The organism is Cohaesibacter haloalkalitolerans (assembly GCF_003574655.1).
Classification (GTDB): domain Bacteria; phylum Pseudomonadota; class Alphaproteobacteria; order Rhizobiales; family Cohaesibacteraceae; genus Cohaesibacter; species Cohaesibacter haloalkalitolerans.
The window spans coordinates 367577-386350 of sequence record NZ_QNUM01000003.1; the positions used below are offsets into that span (position 1 = coordinate 367577).

Annotated in this window: 15 protein-coding genes; 5 read left to right on the plus strand and 10 right to left on the minus strand. The window is 57.7% G+C overall.

Going from position 1 to position 18774, the window contains the following annotated elements; all coding sequences use genetic code 11:
• Positions 1-93: 93 nt before the first annotated feature.
• Both aspS and DSL70_RS09160 read right to left on the minus strand, forming a co-directional pair.
• Positions 94-1875 carry an aspartate--tRNA ligase gene (aspS, locus tag DSL70_RS09155; RefSeq protein ID WP_119307894.1) on the minus strand — a complete coding sequence of 594 codons (1782 nt, stop codon included), beginning with the start codon at positions 1873-1875 and terminating at the stop codon, positions 94-96.
• A gap of 284 nt (positions 1876-2159) precedes the next feature.
• Positions 2160-2660, minus strand: coding sequence for a GNAT family N-acetyltransferase (locus tag DSL70_RS09160; protein ID WP_162916519.1), 501 nt, complete (start codon positions 2658-2660; stop codon positions 2160-2162).
• 264 nt (positions 2661-2924) lie between these two features.
• Here DSL70_RS09160 and rnd point away from each other — a divergent pair, with 264 nt between their 5' ends.
• Both rnd and DSL70_RS09170 read left to right on the plus strand, forming a co-directional pair.
• The gene (gene rnd / locus DSL70_RS09165) at positions 2925-4157 is read left to right on the plus strand and encodes a ribonuclease D (RefSeq protein ID WP_119307602.1); all 1233 of its coding nucleotides are present in this window, start codon (positions 2925-2927) and stop codon (positions 4155-4157) included.
• Between the two features lie 320 nt (positions 4158-4477).
• On the plus strand, positions 4478-5731 hold the full coding sequence (locus tag DSL70_RS09170) for an MFS transporter (RefSeq protein ID WP_119307895.1): 1254 nt from the start codon (positions 4478-4480) through the stop codon (positions 5729-5731).
• Between the two features lie 52 nt (positions 5732-5783).
• On the opposite strand, the gene DSL70_RS09175 is transcribed toward DSL70_RS09170, so the two are convergent.
• The 5 genes from DSL70_RS09175 to DSL70_RS09195 all read right to left on the minus strand — a co-directional run bounded on the left by DSL70_RS09175 (position 5784) and on the right by DSL70_RS09195 (position 12584).
• A complete protein-coding gene (locus tag DSL70_RS09175) occupies positions 5784-6479 on the minus strand; it encodes a hypothetical protein (RefSeq protein WP_119307603.1) in 696 nt (231 codons plus the stop codon).
• Between the two features lie 36 nt (positions 6480-6515).
• Positions 6516-8066, minus strand: a complete 1551-nt coding sequence (locus DSL70_RS09180; RefSeq protein ID WP_119307604.1) for a Ppx/GppA family phosphatase — start codon at positions 8064-8066, stop codon at positions 6516-6518.
• Positions 8026-10284, minus strand: coding sequence for an RNA degradosome polyphosphate kinase (locus tag DSL70_RS09185; protein ID WP_425359349.1), 2259 nt, complete (start codon positions 10282-10284; stop codon positions 8026-8028). The genes DSL70_RS09180 and DSL70_RS09185 overlap by 41 nt, the downstream gene beginning before the upstream one ends.
• Positions 10285-10700: 416 nt before the next feature.
• Complete coding sequence (locus tag DSL70_RS09190) at positions 10701-11411, minus strand: HdaA/DnaA family protein (protein WP_119307606.1); 711 nt, start codon at positions 11409-11411, stop codon at positions 10701-10703.
• Between the two features lie 54 nt (positions 11412-11465).
• A complete protein-coding gene (locus DSL70_RS09195) occupies positions 11466-12584 on the minus strand; it encodes an AI-2E family transporter (protein ID WP_119307607.1) in 1119 nt (372 codons plus the stop codon).
• A gap of 423 nt (positions 12585-13007) precedes the next feature.
• On the opposite strand from DSL70_RS09195, the gene purM reads away from it, so the two are divergent.
• Together purM and purN are read left to right on the plus strand one after the other, a co-directional pair.
• On the plus strand, positions 13008-14102 hold the full coding sequence (gene purM / locus DSL70_RS09200) for a phosphoribosylformylglycinamidine cyclo-ligase (protein ID WP_119307608.1): 1095 nt from the start codon (positions 13008-13010) through the stop codon (positions 14100-14102).
• 6 nt (positions 14103-14108) lie between these two features.
• Positions 14109-14771: a phosphoribosylglycinamide formyltransferase gene (gene purN / locus DSL70_RS09205; RefSeq protein WP_119307609.1), complete on the plus strand. Its 663-nt coding sequence runs from the start codon at positions 14109-14111 to the stop codon at positions 14769-14771.
• Between the two features lie 83 nt (positions 14772-14854).
• On the opposite strand, the gene DSL70_RS09210 is transcribed toward purN, so the two are convergent.
• From DSL70_RS09210 to DSL70_RS09220, 3 genes are all read right to left on the minus strand, one after another.
• On the minus strand, positions 14855-15172 hold the full coding sequence (locus tag DSL70_RS09210) for a hypothetical protein (RefSeq protein WP_119307610.1): 318 nt from the start codon (positions 15170-15172) through the stop codon (positions 14855-14857).
• Between the two features lie 190 nt (positions 15173-15362).
• Positions 15363-15785 (minus strand): nucleoside-diphosphate kinase, encoded by a 423-nt coding sequence (gene ndk, locus DSL70_RS09215; RefSeq protein ID WP_119307611.1) that lies wholly within the window; start codon positions 15783-15785, stop codon positions 15363-15365.
• Positions 15786-15980: 195 nt separating this feature from the next.
• Positions 15981-16667 (minus strand): glutathione S-transferase family protein, encoded by a 687-nt coding sequence (locus DSL70_RS09220; RefSeq protein ID WP_119307612.1) that lies wholly within the window; start codon positions 16665-16667, stop codon positions 15981-15983.
• Positions 16668-16889: 222 nt separating this feature from the next.
• On the opposite strand from DSL70_RS09220, the gene DSL70_RS09225 reads away from it, so the two are divergent.
• Positions 16890-18770, plus strand: coding sequence for an ABC-F family ATP-binding cassette domain-containing protein (locus tag DSL70_RS09225; RefSeq protein WP_119307613.1), 1881 nt, complete (start codon positions 16890-16892; stop codon positions 18768-18770).
• The last annotated feature ends 4 nt before the right edge of the window (positions 18771-18774 follow it).

The following is an 18774-nucleotide window of genomic DNA, read 5'->3' on the forward strand; positions in this document are numbered from 1 at the left end:
CAAGTCCGTTAATCACGACATTGCAGCAGGCAAAGAAAAAGGCGGCTTTCAAAGCCGCCTTTTTCATGCAATTCATTTGCTTGCAAGCGTTTCTTATTCTGGAAGATTAAGACGCAGATGCAATTCGCGAAGCTGCTGGTTGGTGGCGTTGCTCGGCGCACCCATCAACAGGTCCTGAGCCTGCTGGTTCATCGGGAACAGAGAGATTTCGCGCAGGTTCGGTGTGCCGCAGAGCAGCATGATGATGCGGTCCATTCCGGCAGCCATGCCACCATGCGGAGGAGCGCCATACTGGAACGCGCGATACATGCCGCCGAAGCGTTCCTGCAGAACGTCTTCACTGTAACCGGCAATCTCGAAGGCCTTCTTCATGACTTCGATACTGTGGTTACGAATGGCACCGGAGCCGATTTCATAGCCGTTGCAGACCACGTCATACTGATAGGCGTCCAGTTCGAGCGGATCAGTGTTTTCCAACCCTTCCAGCGCGCCTTTCGGCATGGAGAACGGGTTGTGGCAGAAGTCCACCTTCTCTTCGTCTTCGTTCCACTCATACATCGGGAAGTCGACGATCCAGCACAGATCGAAGCGATCACGGTCGATGAGGTTGAGCTCTTCACCCACCCGGTTACGGGCACGACCGGCAAAGTCATAGAATTTCTTCGGATCACCGGCAACAAAGAAGCAGGCGTCACCGGCATCCAGTCCGAGCTGGGTGCGGATGGCCTCCGTGCGTTCCGGACCGATATTCTTGGCAAGAGGACCAGCCCCTTCCAGAGATCCGTCTTCGCCCTTGCGCCAGAAGATATAGCCAAGGCCAGCCTGACCTTCGCTCTGAGCCCAGCTGTTCATGCGGTCGCAGAAGGTACGGGCACCACCGGTCTTGGCCGGAATACCCCAGACTTCATTGCTGCCCTCTTCGAGCATGCGTGCAAAAATCTTGAAGCCCGAGCCACGGAAGTGGTCGGACACTTCTTCCATGACGATCGGAATACGCAGGTCAGGCTTGTCAGAGCCATATTTGCGCAGCGATTCCTTGTAAGGAATGCGCGGGAATTCCTGCGTCACAGGCTTGCCTTCGGCAAATTCCTCGAACAGGCCACGAATGACCGGTTCCATCGTCGTCAGAATGTCTTCCTGCTCGACAAAGCTCATTTCCATATCGAGCTGATAGAACTCGCCCGGCAGACGGTCTGCGCGCGGGTCTTCATCGCGGAAGCATGGGGCGATCTGGAAATATTTGTCGAAACCGGACATCATCAGCAGCTGCTTGAACTGCTGCGGAGCCTGCGGCAGAGCGTAGAACTTGCCCGGATGAATGCGCGAAGGCACCAGGAAGTCACGGGCACCTTCTGGAGAGGAAGCCGTCAGGATTGGCGTCTGGAATTCGTTGAACCCGATCGCGTTCATGCGACGGCGAGCTGAGGCGATGATGGCGGAGCGCTTCAGGATGTTTGCGTGCAAGGTTTCGCGGCGCAAGTCGAGGAAGCGGAATTTGAGGCGCGTGTCTTCCGGATAGTCCGGCTCACCGAAGACCGGAAGAGGCAGCTCTTTGGAAGCGCCCAGAACGTCCAGCTTGGAAATGAAGATTTCGATCTTGCCGGTCGGCAACGTCTCGTTAATTGTGTCTTCCGAACGAGCCTTGACCTCGCCTTCGACCCTGACACACCACTCGCCACGCACTTTTTCAGCGTCTGCGAAAGCTGGAGAATCCGGATCGGCCACGACCTGGGTGAGACCATACTGGTCGCGCAAATCGATGAAAAGAAGACCGCCATGGTCGCGTACACGGTGTACCCAACCGGACAGACGAACATTTTCGCCCACATGGCTATCACGGAGATCGCCACAGGTATGGCTGCGATAAGGATGCATGAATAAACCCTGATGCTTGAGATGCCGGCTTGCCATTTGCATCAAACGGGAACGCCCGCATCTCGAATTGAACTTTACCGATAAATCGACCCGCTTTTAATAGAGCGCAATTCTATCGGTTTCAACGCAAAAAGGGCGCAGAACCTACGCCCTATGCAAAAATCTGCCCGGACCCTGCAACGGCTTGGGCAGGGTGTCAAGCCAAACCGCGAAAAAGTCCGGCTTTTCCGAAAGAAACTGGATTTTCGATGGGAATGCCACGCATTCGCCCTCAGGATCAATCCCTATTGGACGCTCATGAAAGCTTCAGGGAATTCAAACCGGCCATAAGGCATCCTGTTGTCAAACGGCATCACCATGATGCCGTCCGCATCGGCCTGTCTGGCGGCCAGCTGCGGTGCATTGAGGAAGCCAAGCGGCTTGAAATAGTCGGGATCCCCGACAATCGCCACGCCCCGGCCATGCATCGACCGCAGGATTTCGAGACCCTCGGCAATCAGCGCCTTACGTATCCCCTGACTCTGGCATTCAGGCAGGACCGAAATGGAACCGAGCGCATACCACCCCTTGTCCCCCGCCGTAACACGCAGGGGGAAGAACGCAGCATGCCCAACGATGGTACCATCGATCTCGGCGACCAGCGACAGGGCCAGCATGCCCGACTTGCGCATTTCATTGAGCGTATGATAGCCGCCCAGCTTGCCAACCTGATGCAATTTGGCAGCAGCCAGTGTCACATTCATGATCGCCTCGAAGTCGGCGACCGTCTCTTTTCTGATTTCCATGGAGCATTCCGACGTAAACAACAACACACAGCGAGCGATGGCCAGCGGCATCGAAAAAGTAAATCACGCAAGCCCGTTAAACAAAAGCTCTCCGAAAAGCTATGCAACAAAAGATTGACGACACAGCCATATTTGAGGAAATTTGTAAAATCATACAATTGAGGTTTCATTTTCTCTCAACACATTGCAATATTCCCCACTGTTGGCCCTGATGAAACAAAGAGTCGGCGACAAAACAAGAAATGTTCGATATAAGCGGACCCGATGAAGACGATAACAACTACTGCCGAATTGGCAGACGCTTGCACAAAATGCGCGAAACACCCCTACGTCACGGTTGACACCGAGTTTCTGCGTGAAACGACCTATTGGCCGAAACTTTGCCTCATCCAGATGGCTGTGCCGGATGACGCCTTTCTCATCGACCCGATGGCAGAGGGCCTGGACCTTGCGCCCTTCTTTGCGTTGATGGCCGACGAGAGCGTGATCAAGGTTTTCCATGCAGGCCGTCAGGACATCGAAATCATCTACCATCTGGGCAAGTTGATCCCCTCTCCCATGTTTGACACGCAAGTGGCGGCCATGGTGTGCGGTTTTGGGGACTCCATTTCCTACGATCAGCTCGTCCAGCGCCTTACGGGAAACCGCATCGACAAGTCCCATCGCTATACCGACTGGTCGCGCCGTCCGCTGACTGAGAAGCAGCTGACCTATGCGCTTGCCGATGTCACCCATCTGCGCGATGTCTACCACGCTCTTAGCGACAATCTGAAAGAACAGAACCGCTGCGAATGGGTGCAGGAGGAAATGGAAATCCTGACCTCTCCGGACACCTATTACACTGCCCCGATCGATGCCTGGAAGCGCATGAAGCTGCGCATTCGCAAGCCTCGCGAGTTTGTCGCGCTGAAAATGCTGGCCGCATGGCGAGAATCCGAGGCGCAGAGCCGCGATGTGCCGCGCAACCGCATCCTCAAGGACGAAGCCATTTTCGAACTGGCCGTGCATCAGCCGCAGACCCCGGAAGCCCTCACCGCCTTGCGGTCCATTTCCAAGGGCTACGAGCGTTCGAAAACGGGCCAGGACCTTTTGCAACTGATGCATGAGATCTCGGAAATCCCGACGACGGATCTGCCCGAGGTTCCCAAGGGCAAGAACCAGCCGGAAGGTTCGGGTGCCGCTGTCGACCTGATGAAGGTTCTGCTCAAACTGATCTCGGAACAGCACGGTGTTGCTGCCAAGATCATCGCCACGGTCGACGATCTCGAAAAGATCGCCTGTGACGATGACGCCGAAGTGACCGCCATGAAAGGCTGGCGTCGGGAGATGTTCGGCCAGTATGCCATCAAGATCAAGAAGGGCGAAATCGCCCTGCGTCTGGAGGGCAAGCGTGTCGGGATGATCGAATGCGACCCCCCGGTTCTGCAACCCCAGTCCCGCAATGGCAAGAAGTCTGGCAAGGGCCGCAAGGAAAAGCAGACCGAAGCCTCTGCCTGATGAATACCCCCCAAGGCGCGCCCAGCGTGCGCCTTGACCACCGGTCTCCCCCACCGGCCAATTAAGATCCGGCATGATCCTCTGGACAACACCTGAGGATCATCCTAATAGAACAAGTCCAGACATAACGGGCAGAATGGTCCCGGCCACGGCCACAAGACGGTTTGCCCGCCCCTAAAATTCCTCACGACTTGAACAGCCCTCCTCCCGCATGCAGCCCACACCGGCACATGGTCAAAGCCTCGCAAGCGCTGCACACAGTAAGGTGATGCGCAAAGGATATGGTTGCCAGGCTCGCCGAAACCTTCAGGATGCCCTTCATGAATTTCAGACTGACGTCGGTTTTTCGCTCCCTGAGCACCTTCAACTATCGTCTCTGGTTCTTTGGCGCCCTGATTTCCAACATCGGCACATGGATGCAACGCACGGCGCAGGACTGGCTGGTGCTGACCCAGCTGACCGATCACAGCGCCTCGGCTGTTGGCATGACCATGGCCTTCCAGTTCGGCCCACAGTTGCTGCTGTTCCCGGTCACCGGGCTGGTCGCGGACATGTTCGACCGGCGCAAGCTGATGATCGTCACGCAAACGGTGATGGGCATCATCTCCCTTCTGCTCGGCTTTCTTGTCATTGCCGATCTGGTCGAGCTTTGGCATGTCTACCTGCTCGCCTTCCTGTTCGGCTGCGGTGCGGCCTTTGATGCACCAGCCCGCCAGATCTTTGTCAGCGAACTGGTCGCCAAGAAGGACATCTCGAACGCGGTTGCGCTCAACTCGACCTCCTTCAACAGTGCCCGCATGATCGGCCCTGCAATTGCGGGCATCCTGATTGCCGCCTTTGACACTGGGCCGGCGTTCATTCTCAACGGATTGTCCTTTGGTGCGGTCCTGCTGTCGCTACTGATGATCCGGCAATCCGAATTGCAGCCCAGCGTTCATGCCCGCCGTTCGGCCAAGGGCATTCTAGACGGTTTCCACTATGCCTTTGGGCGCAAGGATCTGCGCGTGATGCTGATCATGCTGTTCCTTATCGGCACCTTCGGCATGAACTTCCCGATCTACATCTCCACCATGGGCGTCAAGCTATTCAACGCCGACGCGCAAGGCTACGGACTGTTGACCACCTTCTCTGCCATCGGCACCCTGATCGGAGCCCTGATGGCAGCGGGTCGGGAACTGCCCCGGTTTGAGACCCTGTTCATCGGCACAGCGCTATTCGGCGTCGGCTGCACGTTGGCGGCTCTGACGCCGAGCTACTGGTGGTTCGCGGTCACGCTGATTCTGGTCGGGCTGTCGGCGATGACATTCCTCAACACATCCAACGCCCTGATGCTGCTGTCCACCACCCCGGAAATGCGTGGGAGGGTCATGGCGCTGCGGTTTGCCATCACCATGGGCGGCACCCCGATCGGTGCCCCCATCGTCGGCTGGGTCGCCGATAATCTCGGGCCGAGATGGGCCTTGGGCGTGGGTGCTCTGGCCGGGTTCGTGGCAGCCATGGTCGCGCTCTATCACTTCACCAAAAGCAGAGCCCTCAACGAGCCGGTGATGATCACCCCCGATGAGCAAGTCTGAGCGAAAACCTTTGGGTGAGCTGCTCTGGAAGAGCATCGCGCGGCATGGCCAATCAGGCTTCGCCCGCCACCTCGCCAATGGAATCCAGATCGAAGTCTTCCTCGCCATCGTCCGGCTCCACCCGCTCTGCACCTTCCAGTTTCTTATAAGGCAGATCGCGGAACTGCTCGACCAATTGCTCCCACAGGGCCGACAGCAGCGCAATGGGCACAGCCTCATCCTTCAGCACGGCCTTGACTTCCAACAGCCGGTCCTGCTCGACTTTGGAGAAGGTCAGCGCCATTTCCGCAGGCAGATCCGCTTCAATCCGCGTGATCTCGACAAAGGTGGCCGAGCCCTCATCAACGGAAAGCACACTCTTGGCCATGACGAAATCCGCACCGGGCGGAAAGATGCTGTGTGAGACATCCCCAAGGGTAACTTCCCGCCAGCTGGGCCAAACCTCACTGGCAAAGCTGTCGCCCTGATCGTCAAAATCCTCCTGACACCAGTCGATGTTGCCTGCACCCTCCTCGACAAGGTCTTCCTCGAAGGTCACGCGCACTTCCACCAGATAGCCATAGTCGACGATGGAGATCAGCCCATCCTCGATCGCCTCGGGATCACTGGCGGCAAACAGCACATATTCGCCATAGGGAACCCTGTCGCGATAGCAAGCCTCGACGGACACCGGCGTGACCGGCGCATTCCTGTCCAGAGATCCATGAACGACAACCCATTGCCCATCTGAGGTCTTTTCACTGGTCATTGCGTAACGGGCTCCTTAGCTTGCAGGGTTCGGAAATCATGCGATCCGGGCGTCATAGCCCAGCAGCCGGACGAAACTGACAAAGCGCCTTTCCAGCTTGCCATGCATGAGGATCTTCAAATCATCGGGAATGGTCAGCACGGCCGTATCATCGGCCAGACGGATATCCAGCCGGTTGAGAACCCCCGGCAGATCACCAACGGCGGCATGGGCCAGACGCTGGGCAGCCCCGGTCAACTGCGCCATGCTGCGCAGATGCAGGTTGCTCAGGTCGCGCATGCGGGTCGACAGCTTCGAGCCGGACAGGCCCTCGTGCCGGAAATAGTTCGACATCGCCAGATAGGCACGGCCGGGATGGTCGATCCCGATGAAGGTTCCGTGGGCAATGACATTGAGGCTCTGCGTGCCACGATAGTCCGGATGGGCACGCCATCCCATGTCGACCAGCAGGCAGGCCGCCCGCCGCAGCCGTTTCTCATAGGCATTCTCGACGATACCCAGCGCAGAGTAGACCCCGTCCAGCCAGTCGGCCAGCTCATGAGCATACTGGGGCGACCGCGACCGCAGAACACACAGTTCCTCGCAGGCGGACAGCAGCGGGTCCTCTTCCTGAACCGTCTCTGGCAGCAGTTCGTAAAGATGCCCCTCCCGCACACCGATCGACGAAAAGACAACGCGCTTGGGCTTGCCTTTGCGGATCACCTCGGATAACACCGCCGCCCCATAGGGCAACAGGGCCCGACGGGACTTGGACACCACGCTGATGCCGGAGAAATCCTCGATATCATCGCGCATGCACTGACGGCAGAACTCGAACGCTTCTTCGGCATCCACTTCATAGTGATGCATGACATTGAGCGGATAGCCAACCGACGACATGTGCAGTTTGCCAAAGGCACGCCAGGTGCCGCCGACCGCATAGAAAGTCTTGCCTTCAAGCCCCTGCAACTGCTCGGATTCTGCCAGTTCGGTCTTGGCAATCTTCAGCGCCTGCCGCACCGATGAACCGGACATGTCCTGCAGCCGCAAGCCGCCAAGCGGATGGGTCGCCCCGGTGCCAAGGGTCTTGCCCTCGACGCCAATCAGTTCAAGGCTCCCCCCGCCAAGATCGCCGACAACCCCGAGCGGATCCAGCATGGCGGAAACGACGCCCAGAGCGGACTTGCGGGCCTCGTCTTCACCGGACAGAACCAGCGGCGCAATCCCGCAAATCTCTTCCACCTGCTTGAGGAAATCCGGCCCGTTTTCGGCATCCCGAGCGGCTGCCGTTGCCAGCACATATTTCTTCTCAACACCGGCATTGTCCATGAGGAAACGAAAGCGCCTCAGCGCCGCGAGCGCAGCGTCCACGGCCCCGACCTCGAGCTGGCCGGTCATGCCAACCCCACGCCCCAGACCGCACAGGTGCTTTTCGTTATACATCGGCACAGGCGCCCGCGCTTCGCGCTCATACATGACGAGGCGAACGGAGTTCGAGCCGATATCGACAACAGCAACGGGAACGGATCCATTGATCCGCCCCTGAATGTTGAGCTTGTCCAGAGTGTTATCGCTGGAATTGGTCTGAGAATGCCTTTGGAGAGTCATTTTCTATTGAATCACCTCGTCCTGAAAGACTTGGGTTGGTCATGAAGAAGCTGTGAGCATTGAAAGGATCTTCCCCTTCCGCAGCGGTTATGCGACGAGAAGAGCCATCCGGCAGAATCTCCCAACTTTGCTGGTTATCCATGATATTGGCAACCATGATCTGATCAAGAACCTGCGCATGGATGGTCGGATTGCTGACCGGCACATAGATTTCGCAGCGCCGATCCAGATTGCGCGGCATCAGATCGGCAGAGCCGAAATAGATGATCGCATCGGGATTTGGCAACTCCTGTCCATTGCCGAAACAGATGATGCGCGAATGCTCAAGGAAACGGCCAACAATCGATTTGACGCGGATATTGTCCGAGAGACCGGGGAATTGCGGCCTCAGGCAGCAGATGCCGCGGATGATCAGATCAATCTTCACGCCAGCCTGACTGGCGCGGTAGAAGGCATCGATCAACATCGGGTCAACCAGCGAGTTGGCCTTGGCCCAGATCCGCCCCGGGCGCCCGGCGCGGGCATGGTCGATCTCCCGCTCGATATATTCAAGCAGGGTCTTGCGCATGGTGTAGGGCGAAACCAGCAGCTTTCTGAGGTGATCCGGCTCAGCATAACCCGTGATGAAGTTGAAGATCCGCGCCACATCCATCGCGATCTCTTCATCTGCGGTGAAGAAGCTGAGATCGGTATAGATCTTGGCCGTGATCGGGTGATAGTTGCCCGTGCCGATGTGGCAGTAGGTCACCAGCTTACCTTCCTCGCGGCGGACCACCATCGACAGCTTGGCGTGGGTCTTGAGTTCGATAAAGCCGAAGACAACCTGCACCCCGGCGCGTTCCAGATCGCGCGCCCAGCCAATGTTGGCCTCTTCATCGAAACGGGCCTTCAACTCCACCAGCGCCGTCACCGACTTGCCCGCCTCGGCCGCCTCGATCAGGGCCCGAATGATGGGCGAATTCTTCGAGGTCCGGTAAAGGGTCTGCTTGATGGCGACCACGTTCGGATCAAGGGCAGCCTGCAGCAGATACTGCGCCACCACATCGAAGCTTTCATAGGGATGGTGAACAACAATGTCCTTTTCCCTGATGGCAGCAAAACAGTCGCCGTTATGTTCACGGATCCGTTCCGGGAAACGGGCATTGTAGCTCTTGAACTTCAGCTCCGGACGATCCAGCCCGACCAGCTCGGACATGTCACTCAGGCCGAGTGGCCCGTCGATATCGACCACTTCGTCATCATCGACATCCACCGCATGGGCAACAAAGTTGCGCAGGTCTTCTTCCGTCGAGCTTTCCAGCTCCAGACGAATGATCGACCCTCTGCGGCGGCGCTTTAGGGCGCTTTCGAAATGGCGCACCAGATCCTCGGCCTCTTCCTCGATCTCGATATCGGAATCGCGAATAACGCGGAAGGAGCCGATATTGACAACGGAATAGCCGGGGAAAATGCGATCGATGAACAGGGAAACCACCTGCTCAAGCAGAATACAGCGATGGCTGTTTTCAACGTCAGGGACCCCCGGCAACGAAATGAACCGCTTGAGCGCATTGGGCATGCGCACGATGGCCGTGAGATCGCCCCGTCCCTTTTCGCCCTTGAGATTGAGAGCCAGCGAGAAGCCGAGGTTCGGAATGAAGGGGAACGGATGAGCCGGATCGACGGCCAGCGGCGTCAACACCGGGAAGATGTCCTCAAGGAAGGTCTTTTCCAGAACCTGCAAATCCTGTTCGGTCAAATGGTCCGGCTCGATGAGGAAGATCATTTCCTCTTCCAGCAGCACCCGCAGATCACGGAAGCTCGCCTGCTGCCGATCCACCAGATCATGTACGGCGGCGTTGATCTTGACCAGCTGCTGGCCCGCGTCCAGTCCGTCGGCACTGATCGAGGTCACCCCGGCACGTTTCTGGCCCTTGAGACCGGCCACGCGGACCATGAAGAACTCATCCAGATTGCTCGCCGAAATGGACAGGAACCGCAGCCGCTCCAGAAGCGGATGGTTGGGATTCTCGGTTTCTTCCAGCACTCGGCTATTGAACCCGAGCCAGGAAAGCTCGCGGTTGACAAAGCGTCCGGGGCTCGCCATCAGCGCCTCGATCTCTTCTGCCGAAGGTGTCATGTCGGAGGCCTGAACATCAGCAGTGACCGGGCTTCCAGCCTCGGAAGCACCAATCATCTCGGAGGAAGAGTAGGGATTAGTTTCATTGATATCAGACATAGAGGTTCGTCCGTCGCTCTCGCATGAGGAAACAGCGTTCTTTCCAAAATGGATCGGAGCCGTTTCAGTTTTGTCACCACCGCACCGCTCGCGCAGGGCCAGCCCAGCCACAAAAGCTCGAGGGGAACGAAAACTCCGTGCCGCCCTGCCCACTCACGGTGAAACACAAGAGTGGCAATCGGGATTTGACCTGCAGGACTGTCGTACCAAAAGCAGCACGCAAATTCCAGTTCCCAATACGGTTGCACCAGCACAATACAGGAACCCCGGGGCACATCAAATCAGCAAATATAGGAATACCTTAGCAGTTATGTGACGGCCCTCATAATGCCGATGTCCCCGCCATGAAGATATCAACATGGCCAGAGCGGGAATCGCCTCCCCTCATCCGTGGAGGATGAGCGCGTGAGACAAGTCTACAGATCGCCAGTCGATCCCTCGGCTTCCTCGCTCAACGCCTTGATGATCATGGCGACAAACGGTCGGGTGATGGTCCTGTGCTGGGCCAGCGCCTGCCGGTCGACTGCCTCAACGATCTTCAGCGCCGCCCCGATGGACCGCTCCATGCGCATGAGGATATATTCGATAACGCTCGGGTCCGGCATCAACTGCCGGTCGGCGAACAGCTTGACCAAGACACTGCGCAACAGCTCGTCATCCGGCTCGAAAATCTCGACCGGTGTCGTCAGGCGCAAACGGGACATCAGGTCGGGCAGCGTCACGCCCCAGCTCTCGGGCCAGTTTCTTGCCGTGATCAGCACAAAGGCCCGTGCTTCCCTCGCCGCATTGAGCAGATGGAACAACGCGGTATCGTCTCTGCCCGGACAGTCCGCGTCCTCGATGATCACCGCTCCCGCGGACACCAGCGAAGTGGGATCAGACCGGTTCAGTGCGTCGATGGTCACGATCTGGGCGCCGCTCATCTCCTGCCAGATCTTGGCAAGATGCGATTTGCCCGCCCCGACAGGTCCGGCCAACAGAACCCAGCTGGCAGGCCAGTTCGGCCACAGATCGATCATGTCAAACGCTGCCTGATTGGAAGGACCCCGCAAAAAATCCTCACGCCCCATCGCCGCCTCATGCGGCAAATGCAATGGCATCTGATCGTTGAATTTTGCTGAACCCATTGACTTTCCTAATGATCCAAATTCCAACCCGTCACGAAAACCGACCGCCCGTCATCAGGGCTGCGACTCCCCGGCGGCTCCGGTCTCGCTCTTGTCTTCCAGCAGATCCCCACCGTGACCCCGATAGAGTGGCGAGTGAACATACTGGTTCAGGATGTACCGCACAATCACGCCCACGGCTGCGGCAGCCGGAACCGCAATCAGCATGCCGACAAATCCGAACAGCGAACCGAACGCAAGCAGCGCAAACATCAGCCACACCGGATGCAGCCCCACCCGCTCGCCAACCAGACGCGGCTGCAGGATATTGCCTTCCAGAAACTGCCCCATGGCAAAAATGCCGAAGGTGATCCCGATCGGGATCGGATCCGGCCAGAACTGCACGATCGCAACGCCACCCGACAGGATGAGTCCGATGGTCGCACCCGCATAGGGCACAAAACTGATGATGCCCGCAATGAGACCGATCAACAGGCCGAAATTGAGCCCCAGCAGCGACAGGCCGATGGCATAGAATGTGCCAAGAATGAGCCCGACCAGAATCTGACCGCGCACAAAGCCCGAAACGCTCTCGTCGATCTGGTCGAACAGCTCCCGAATCACCTTGCGGTGATCCCGTGGCAACAATCCGTCGATGGTTTCCACCATGCGATCCCAGTCATGCAGCATGTAGAAGGCAACCACCGGCGTGATGACCAGCAGCGCCAGCATGTTGAGCACCGCCTGACCGCCGTTCCAGATCGACTGGATGAGCTGCCCGGCCCAGGATGCCCCCTGACTGACCAGATCCTTGATGTTGTTCTGAAGGCTCTCCGCATCAAAGTTGGAGAGGAACTTGGGCATGTAATCGGCCGTGCTCTTGCTGACCATGGCCTGCAGTGAGGCGACATAAGTGGGCAGGTTCTTGCTGAAACCAGCCATCTGATGGGCCAGCGTCGGCACGATCAGAATGAGCAGCAGCATGAAGATCAGCACGAAGATCATCAGAACGCAGATCGTCGCCCACATCCGGTTGAGCCCGATGCGCTCGAAGGCGTCGGCCACCGGATCGAGCAGATAGGCCAGCGCCATGCCCGCCACAAATGGCAACAGGACGCCGCGAAACACATAGATGCACAAAACAAAGGCACCGAAGGCGCACATCCAGACCACAAACTGTTTTTGAAGCGACATCGTCGTCCCTCGTCCCCTTGTTTCCGCGCCCGTTCCCGAGCCTTGGCGTCCCCACGCCAATGACAAACCCGATGGCAAAGCCGATGACCGGGGTCATCGCAAGCCGCCATCTGGCCCTTTTCATGAAACATAGGGTCTCTTGATACAGAACCCAAACAAAGATTCATATGTTTCATTCGTGACGAAACCATGATTGAACAGCCTATCCAGAGGTCAATCACAGGCTTTGACCATGTATGATCGACCGGCAGCCGACAATCGGTATCTTGTCCCAAGGTCGCCCCAACCCCGGCTTTTCCCTGCCGAAGGAAACAAAACAGCGCTTTTTGCGCTCATAAACCCGCATGAGGGCTTGCATTTGATGTGATTTTCGTGTGTCTCAGGGGCAAACAACTGCGTCGTAAATTGTGTCAGGGATTCAATATGTCCGATCAGACCCAAGAATCAAACTCCCCCGCTTCAAACAACCTCACCTACGCCGACGCTGGCGTGGACATTGATGCGGGCAACGCCCTGGTCCAGGCCATCAAGCCCATTGTCAAAGCGACGTCACGTCCGGGGTCCGACACTGAAATCGGCGGTTTCGGTGGACTGTTCGACCTGAAGGCCGCAGGCTTCAGCGACCCGGTACTGGTCGCCGCCAATGATGGCGTGGGAACCAAGCTGAAAGTCGCCATCGAAACCGGCAAGCATGACACCGTCGGCATCGACCTCGTCGCCATGTGCGTCAACGATCTGGTCGTACAGGGCGCAGAACCGCTGTTCTTCCTCGACTATTTCGCAACCGGCAAGCTGGATGTGACGGCGGCTACGGACGTCATCGCAGGCATCGCCGAGGGCTGCAAGCAGGCCAACTGCGCATTGATCGGTGGCGAAACCGCCGAGATGCCCGGCATGTATGCCAAGGACGACTATGATCTGGCTGGCTTTGCCGTTGGCGCGGCCGAGCGTGGCACGCTGCTGCCAAGCGCCGATGTCAAGGCGGGTGACGTGCTGATCGGTCTGGCCTCCTCCGGTGTTCATTCCAACGGTTTCTCGCTGGTCCGTCGCATTCTGGAAGCCAACAGCCTGTCCTTTACCGATCCCGCTCCCTTCGCAGAAGGCAAGAGCATAGGCGAGGCGCTGCTGGAGCCGACCCGGATCTACGTCCGCTCGACCCTGAAGGCCATTCGCGAAACCGGCGCCATCAAGGCACTGGCCCACATCACCGGCGGCGGCTTCCCGGAAAACATTCCGCGCGTCCTGCCCTCTGATCTGGCTGCCCGCCTCGATCTGGCCAAGGTAACGCCCCCCGCCGTCTTCGGCTGGCTGCAGAAACTGGGCGGTGTCGCCAACAAGGAAATGCTGCGCACCTTCAACTGCGGCATCGGCATGATCCTCGTTGCAGACGCCGACCGGGCTGATGCTCTCATGGCCGTCCTCAAGGATGCGGGCGAAGCTCCGGTCGTTCTGGGCTCGCTGGCACCACGCGATGGTGATGCCGTCGTCTACGACAGCATGATCAATTTCGGGGGCTGAGCCGTCATGTCCAACGCCAAGATGCGCACCGCGATCCTGATTTCAGGGCGCGGAAGCAACATGACCGCCATTCTGGAAGCTGCCCGCAACAAAGACTATCCGGCAGAGATCGCCCTTGTGCTGGCCAACAACGCCGACGCCAAGGGCCTCGAAACCGCCGCTGCCGAGGGCATCGCCACGGCAGTGGTCGACCATCGTCCCTTCAAGGGCGATCGCGAGGCCTTCGATGCGGAAATCCAGTCTGTTCTGGAAGCCAATGGCATCGAGCTGGTGGTTCTGGCCGGTTTCATGCGCATCCTGACGCCGGGGTTTGTCGACAAGTGGCGAGATCGCATGCTCAACATCCACCCCTCGCTGTTGCCGTCCTTCAAGGGTCTGCACACCCACCAGCGCGCCATCGACACCGGCTGCCGCCTTGCAGGTTGCACCGTGCATTTCGTCCGCGCCGACATGGATTCCGGCCCCATCATCACCCAGGCAGCGGTTCCCGTGCTTGATGATGACGATGAAGACAGCCTGTCCGCCCGCATTCTGGTTATGGAACACAAGGTCTATCCGCGGGCCGTGGCTCTGGTCGCCGGTGGCAGGACACGGGTTGACGGCATGCGCGTCATCATCACCCAGACCAATGAAGACAGCCAGTCACCCGACCGTTTCCTCTTCCACTAGCCGGAAGCGCAAGCAGACTAGATACACAAAAGCCGATGAACGCCCGTGCGCTCATCGGCTTTTTTAAGTCCAAGGCCCGATGTCTATTTGCTGCAGGCTTCGTAATTGCTCAGAACAGCGCGCTTCTGCGACCAGCCAACCGATCCGCTCTTCAAGGCAGATGCCAGATCCTTCTCGCTCAGATCATCAACGAATTTCTTCGCAGCGCATTTGCAATCACCAAGAATGCTCTTGGTTTCATCATTCTTGGCCTTTTCCCAGCGATCATAAAGGCAGAAGTCGACCACCCGCGCCCGATACAGATCCTTGGTCAGCGTCTCCGCTTGCGATGGTACGGACAGCGTCATCATGGCGACAGAGGTTGCAGCCAGTATGACAGCCGCGCTTTTAAAACCAACCATTTGCATTCCCTCAAAAAAATTTAGAACAGATGTCGCCAATTTAGCGATTTCGTCGCCAAGGGCAATCCACAAAGCCCGGTTTCTGCACCATTCAAGCAATTGTCATCGCCAGACAGGCTCCTCCGCCCGCAAAGAAAAAGCCGCCAGCCAGATCGGCCAGCGGCTTACGAAATCCCTTCACGTGAAGAAACTATCCAACGATCTCTTCAGGGCTGAAGAAAAACTGGATTTCACGTGCGGCGCTTTCCGGCGAATCCGAACCGTGCACGGAGTTCTTGCTCATCGACAGGGCAAATTCCTTGCGGATCGTTCCCTCGTCGGCATTGTCCGGATTGGTGGCCCCCATGATTTCGCGGTTCTTGAGAATGGCATTTTCCCCTTCCAGAACCTGCACGATGACCGGACCGGAAATCATGAACTCGACCAGCCCGCCAAAGAATGGCTTGCCCTGATGTTCAGCATAGAAGCCTTCGGCCTGTTCCTGCGTCATACGGATGCGCTTGGAAGCGATCACGCGCAGACCAGCGCCCTCAAGCTTGGCCGTGATCTGTCCGGTCAGATTGCGTTCGGTGGCATCTGGTTTGATGATGGAAAATGTACGTTCAATAGCCATTGAGACTCCCCTCGTAATCAAATCTACAACCACACGAGGCACCTCTTTCCCTGCACCGAGCGGTTGAATTTTGCCGCTGTATACCCCGCCCCCGGAGTGGCTGCAAGACAAAAACCTTTTAATAACAAACATTCCCAAGAAGAGACTGAATTATAGACATTTGCATGCAAAGAAAACCCGGGTCATCCAAAAGTATTATACTTTAGCATTACGCCCCAAACCATCGAACAAGCCGAGGCAACGTTCGAACCATTCAAAAACCGGATCATCCTTTTCTAGCAATTCCAAGTCGGAAACCATTCTCGCCCATTGCAGCGATCCAAACAGGCAATAGTCAGCATAAAGAGGACTGTCTCCACCGAAATAGGATTGCTTGGAAAGCAAACTGCGTAGCGGCGAAAGGCTTGCCCTGAAAGTTGCCAGCCGGTCTTCCGACTGATCCTGCGCCGTCTCCAGCGCAACACCGAAACGCGCCTCGCGCGTTTTGCGAAAATAGCCCTGATCTGCCGCATCAAGCTTCTGATGAATGTCGAAAATGCACATGCGGGCAATCTGCCCGTCGATGAAACCGTCAGCCCAGTAGTGAACAAACCGGCTTACCGCTGCGCCCGCCTCACCGCCAAACAGCGACGGCATATCGGGGTATTTTTCTTCCAGATACAGGGCAATGGCAAAGGAATCCCGAATGACTACACCTCCATCATTGATCACCGGCACGGTTTTCTGTCCACCGCCCTCGATCGCTCCGATTTCGGTGAACATCGTTGGCACGGTTTCCACAGCGAGCCCCTTGTGGGCCAAAGCCATGCGGGTGCGCCAACAGGCCGGAGAAAACCTCAGATCACGGTCGGCTGCGCAAAGATCATACAACTTGATGGTCATGAAGACCTCCTTAAGGTTAGATGGTGGGCGCGCATCATGCCGTCACTCGATAGTCATGGCCAGAAAAACTTGGCCAAGCGCGAAATTTCCCGAAAAACAAATGCACCTTGTCCTCACCCCTGATGAAACAGACGTTTTCCCTGTTGCAAAATAGAGGCAGTTGAAGAGATTGCCTTCACACCGATTGCCAACGAGGCCGAAATCGGGCAAAAGGCAACCATTATGCTGCACATAAATAACCTTACCTACCGCATCGCCGGTCGCACACTTCTGGAAGACGCCACGCTGGTCGTACCTGAAGGCTCCAAAATGGGCCTCGTCGGGCGCAACGGCACGGGCAAATCCACCCTGTTCAAACTGCTGGTCGGCGATCTCGCCCCGGAAAGCGGCACTGCGACCATTCGCAAGGGTGCCCGCGTGGGTCAGGTTGCCCAGGAGGCTCCAGCCTCGGATGAGAGCCTGTTGGAGTTTGTCCTGAAGGCAGACACTGAACGCGCCGCCTTGCTGGCCGAGGCCGAAACCGCCACGGATCCCCATCGCATTGCCGAAATTCAGCTGCGCCTTGCCGACATCGGTGCCCATTCGGCTGAGGCACGAGCTGCGACAATTCTCTACGGCCTCGGCTTCGATGCGGACGCGCAGAAGCGCGCCACAGCCGACTTCTCCGGTGGCTGGCGCATGCGCGTGGCGCTTGCCGCGATCCTGTTCTCCGAGCCCGACCTGCTGCTGCTTGACGAGCCGACCAACTATCTCGACCTTGAAGGCACGCTCTGGCTTGAAAATTACATCGCCCGTTATCCCTACACGGTGATGATCATCAGCCATGACCGCGATCTGCTCAACAAGGCGGTGGACCATATCGCCCATCTCGACCAGTTGAAGCTGACCGCCTATCGTGGCGGATATGACAACTTCGAGCGCACCCGGCGCGAACAGCTTGAGCTGCAGACGAAAATGCGCACCAAGCAGATGGAACAGCGCAAGCACATGGAAGCCTTCGTCGAGCGCTTCCGCTACAAGGCCTCCAAGGCCAAGCAGGCACAGAGCCGCCTCAAAGCACTGGAGAAGATGGCCCCCATCGCCGCTGTCATGGAAGATCACGTCAAGCCACTGCATTTTCCCAATCCGGAAAAGGGCCTCGCGCCACCGATCATCCGTCTGGAGAAAGCATCGGTCGGCTATGAGCCGGGCAAGCCTATCCTGCGCAATCTCAATCTGCGCATCGACCCGGATGAAAGATTGGCCCTGCTGGGCGCCAACGGCAACGGCAAATCGACCTTTGCCAAGCTGATTTCCGACCGGCTTGACATTTCGGACGGCACGATCTTTCGCGCCGGCAAGCTCAAGATCGCCTTCTTTGCCCAGCATCAGCTGGACGAGTTGCGCCCGAACGACAGCCCCTATGATCACGTCCGCACCCTGATGCCGGACGCCACCGAACCCAAGGTACGTGCCCGCGTGGCACAAATGGGCCTTGGTACAGAGAAAATGGACATTCCGGCCAAGAATCTGTCTGGTGGCGAAAAGGCGCGGCTATTGCTAGGCCTTACGACCTTTGACGGCCCGCACCTGCTGATCCTTGACGAACCGACCAACCATCTCGACATCGACAGCCGCGAGGCGCTGGTCCATGCCATCAACGAGTATGAAGGCGCGGTGGTTCTGATCTCGCACGACCGCCATCTGCTCGAAGCCTGCGTCGATCGCCTGTGGCTTGTCCATGACGGCACCTGCAAGCCCTATGACGGCGATCTGGAAGACTATCGCCGCCTGCTGCTGGCCAACCGCAACAGCCCGGACAGCACCGAGAAGGAAAAGGCCGCCAGCGCCGAGAACAATCAGTCGCAGGAAAAACGGCGCTCCGCCGCGGAAAAGCGCAAGGAGCAGGCCCCCTTGCGCCGCAAGATCCAGGCCGCCGAGCGTGACATGGAGAAGATCCGCGAACGCATGGGCAAGATCGACGACATGCTCGCCGATCCTGAACTCTATGCCAAATTTCCGGAAAAGGGTGCCAAGCTCTCAAAGGATCGCGCCGACCTTGCCACCCTCCTCGACAAGCTCGAAGAGAAGTGGCTGGAAATGTCAGCAGAAATCGAAGAGTGAACCG